This window comes from Nocardioides sp., from assembly GCF_024509035.1.
Lineage (GTDB): Bacteria > Actinomycetota > Actinomycetes > Propionibacteriales > Nocardioidaceae > Nocardioides.
Genome location: NZ_JANINT010000225.1, coordinates 1 through 3,366 on the forward strand (window position 1 = coordinate 1; position 3,366 = coordinate 3,366).

Sequence of the window (3,366 nt, forward strand, 5' to 3'; positions counted from 1 at the left end):
AGGACCTCCTGGTCGAAGCCCTGGCCGGTGACCTTGTCGCCGTTGAAGCCCGGCCCGAGGCGGCGGAAGGCGTCCGGCTCGCTGTCGATCACGGAGACGGTGTGGTTGCGGTCCTCGAGACTGCGGGCCAGCGTCGAGCCGACCCGTCCACAGCCCATGATCACGACGTGCACGTCGCAGACGCTACCGCAGTGGTGACGGTCTTCTGTGCACGTCACTCACCGGATGGATCGTTCAAGGTCTAGCCTTGCCCGTCGTGGGTGTCGGCGACGTATCGAAGCGGATCCTGCTGGGGCGCAAGCTGCGCAGCTCCCAGCTGGGCGAGACGCTCCTTCCCAAGCGGATCGCACTGCCGGTCTTCGCCAGCGATGCGCTCTCGTCGGTCGCCTACGCGCCCGACGAGGTCTTCATCATGCTGTCGCTGGCGGGGGCCTCGGCGTACGTCTGGTCCTGGAAGATCGGCATCGCGGTCGCGCTGGTGATGATCGCGGTGGTCGCGTCCTACCGCCAGACCGTGCACGCCTACCCCAGCGGCGGTGGCGACTACGAGGTCGCCACGGTCAACCTGGGGCCGACGGCGGGAGCCACGGTCGCGAGCGCCCTCCTGGTCGACTACGTGCTCACCGTCGCGGTGTCGATCTCCTCGGGCGCGCAGTACGCCGCCTCCGCGATCGATCCACTCAGCGGGCACGAGGCGATGTTCGCCAGCCTCATGGTCGTGCTGCTCATGGCGATGAACCTGCGCGGCATCCGCGAGTCCGGGACGTTCTTCGCGATCCCGACGTACCTGTTCATGATCGCGATCCTCGGCATGTGCGGCTACGGCCTGCTCGAGCTCGCCACCGGCACCCTGCCCGAGGTGGCCAGCGCCGACCTCACCATCGAGCCCGAGCCGGGCTACGGCGACTCGATGACGACGTTCGCGCTGCTCTTCCTGCTCGCCCGGGCCTTCTCCTCGGGCTGTGCGGCGCTGACCGGTGTCGAGGCGATCTCGAACGGCGTGCCGGCCTTCCGGCGGCCCAAGAGCAAGAACGCCGCCACCACGCTGCTGCTGCTCGGCCTGATCGCGATCTCGATGATGATCAGCGTCATCGTGCTGGCCAAGCAGATGGGTCTCAAGCTCGTCGACCCCGCCGACATCGACCGGCTCAGCCGCAACGGCGAGGCGCTGCCCGCGGGCTACGACCAGCACACGGCGATCGCCCAGATCGCCGAGGCGGTCTTCCACGACTTCACGCCCGGCTTCTACCTCGTGGTGACCGTGACGGGCATCATCCTGGTGCTCGCCGCCAACACCGCGTTCAACGGGTTCCCGGTGCTCGGCTCGATCCTCGCCAAGGACGGCTACGCGCCACGGGCGCTCGGCTCGCGCGGTGACCGGCTGGCCTACAGCAACGGCATCGTGTTCCTCGCGGTGATGGCGATCGCCCTCATCCAGATCTACGACGCCGAGACCACCCGCCTGATCCAGCTCTACATCGTGGGCGTGTTCGTGTCGTTCAACCTCAGCCAGCTCGGCATGATCCGGCACTGGACCCGACACCTCCAGACCGAGAGGGACCCCGCGGAGCGTCGCCGGATGTACCGCTCGCGGGCCATCAACGCCGTCGGGCTCACGTTCACCGCGGTCGTGCTCGTGGTCGTGCTGATCACCAAGTTCCTCGCCGGCGCCTACATCACGATCCTCGCGATGATCGTCTTCTTCGTCGTCATGCGGGCGATCCGGCGCCACTACGACAGCGTCAGCGACGAGCTCGCCGCGGACGAGGAGGACAAGGTCCTCCCGACCCGCGTGCACGCGATCGTGCTGGTCTCCAAGCTCCACAAGCCCACGCTCCGCGCGCTGGCCTTCGCCAAGGCGACGCGCCCCAACGTGCTCGAGGGCGTCTACGTCTCGGTCGACCCCGAGGCCACCAACCGGCTGCTGGAGGAGTGGGACGAGCGCAACCTCGGCGTACCGCTCAAGGTGCTGCACTCGCCCTACCGCGAGCTCGTGCGCCCGATCGTCGAGTACGCCACCGAGATCCGCCGCTCCAACCCGCGCGGCGTCGTGGCCGTCTACATCCCCGAGTACGTCGTCGGCCGGTGGTGGGAGCAGCTGCTGCACAACCAGACCGCGCTGCGGCTCAAGGGCCGGTTGCTGTTCGCGCCCGGCGTGATGGTCACCTCGGTGCCCTTCCAGCTGCGCTCGTCGGAGCTGGTCCGTGAGCGCGAGGAGCGCGAGGGCGTGTGGGTGCGGCCCGGCGAGCTGCGCCTGGGCAACGTCGTCGAGCGCCCGTCCTCGGACCGGCAGGTCCAGAAGTGACCCCGTCCTCGACCGGGCGGCCGCGTCGTGGCGCGTAACCCCCGCGAGCGCAAGGCCCGCGGCGGCTCGCGGGTGGGCGAGCGGTTCGAGGCCGTCGTCGGCCCGATCGCCCACGGCGGCCACTGCATCGTCCGGCTCGAGGGCACCGGCAACGTCGGGGCGGACGGGTCGGACCGGCCGCGGGTCGTGTTCGTGCGGCACGCCATCCCCGGCGAGCGGGTGGTCGTGGAGATCACCGAGGGCACCGAGGGCGATCGGTTCTGGCGCGGCGACGCGGTCGAGGTGCTCGAGCCCTCGCGCGACCGGGTCGAGCCGCCCTGCCCCTACGCCGGCCCCGGCGGGTGCGGGGGCTGCGACTTCCAGCACGTCGCGCTGCCGCGCCAGCGCGAGCTCAAGGCCGCGGTGGTCCGCGAGCAGCTGGCCCGGCTCGGGGGCACCGACGTGCACGTCGAGGTCGAGCCGCTCCCGAGCGAGTCGGAGGAGATGGAGCGCGGCCTGCGCTGGCGCACCCGCATCCAGTGGGCCGTCGGGCCGCGCGGGCGCCGCGGGCTGCGCAAGCACCGCTCCCGCGAGGTGGTGCCGATCGACGACTGCCTGATCACGCGCACCGACGCCCGGGCCGTCACCCGCGCCGGCACCACCCTCGACCGGCACGCGGCCGACCTCTCGACGGTCGTGGGGGAGCGGGTCGACGTGCCGCGCCACGGTGAGCACCTGTTCACGGTGGAGGCCGACGGTTTCTGGCAGGTCCACCCCAGTGCCCCGCGGGTGCTGGTCGAGACCGTGCTCGACCTGCTCGAGCCGCGCCGTGGCGAGACCGTCCTGGACCTCTACGCCGGCGTCGGCCTGTTCGCCCGCTACCTCGCCGACGCCGTCGGCCCGACCGGCCACGTCCTCGCGGTCGAGGCCGACCGCACCGCCTGCAAGCACGCCCGCACCAACCTCGCCGGCCTGCCGGGCGTCCAGGTCGAGTGCGGCCCGGTCGACCGGGTGCTCGGGGGCCCCCTGCCGGCGGCGTACGGCTCGGTCGACCTCGTCGTCCTCGACCCGCCGCGCGAGGG

Annotated in this window: 3 protein-coding genes; 2 read left to right on the forward strand and 1 reads right to left on the reverse strand. The window is 71.4% G+C overall.

Going from position 1 to position 3,366, the window contains the following annotated elements; all coding sequences use genetic code 11:
- Positions 1-158 (reverse strand): NAD-binding protein (locus Q0L15_RS15970; protein ID WP_296605443.1); only part of this gene is annotated, 158 nt, incomplete at its 3' end.
- Between the two features lie 98 nt (positions 159-256).
- On the opposite strand from Q0L15_RS15970, the gene Q0L15_RS15975 reads away from it, so the two are divergent.
- Both Q0L15_RS15975 and Q0L15_RS15980 read left to right on the forward strand, forming a co-directional pair.
- Positions 257-2,305: an APC family permease gene (locus Q0L15_RS15975; RefSeq protein ID WP_296605441.1), complete on the forward strand. Its 2,049-nt coding sequence runs from the start codon at positions 257-259 to the stop codon at positions 2,303-2,305.
- Between the two features lie 27 nt (positions 2,306-2,332).
- Positions 2,333-3,366: class I SAM-dependent RNA methyltransferase (locus Q0L15_RS15980; protein WP_296605442.1), on the forward strand; the 1,034-nt coding region annotated here is incomplete at its 3' end.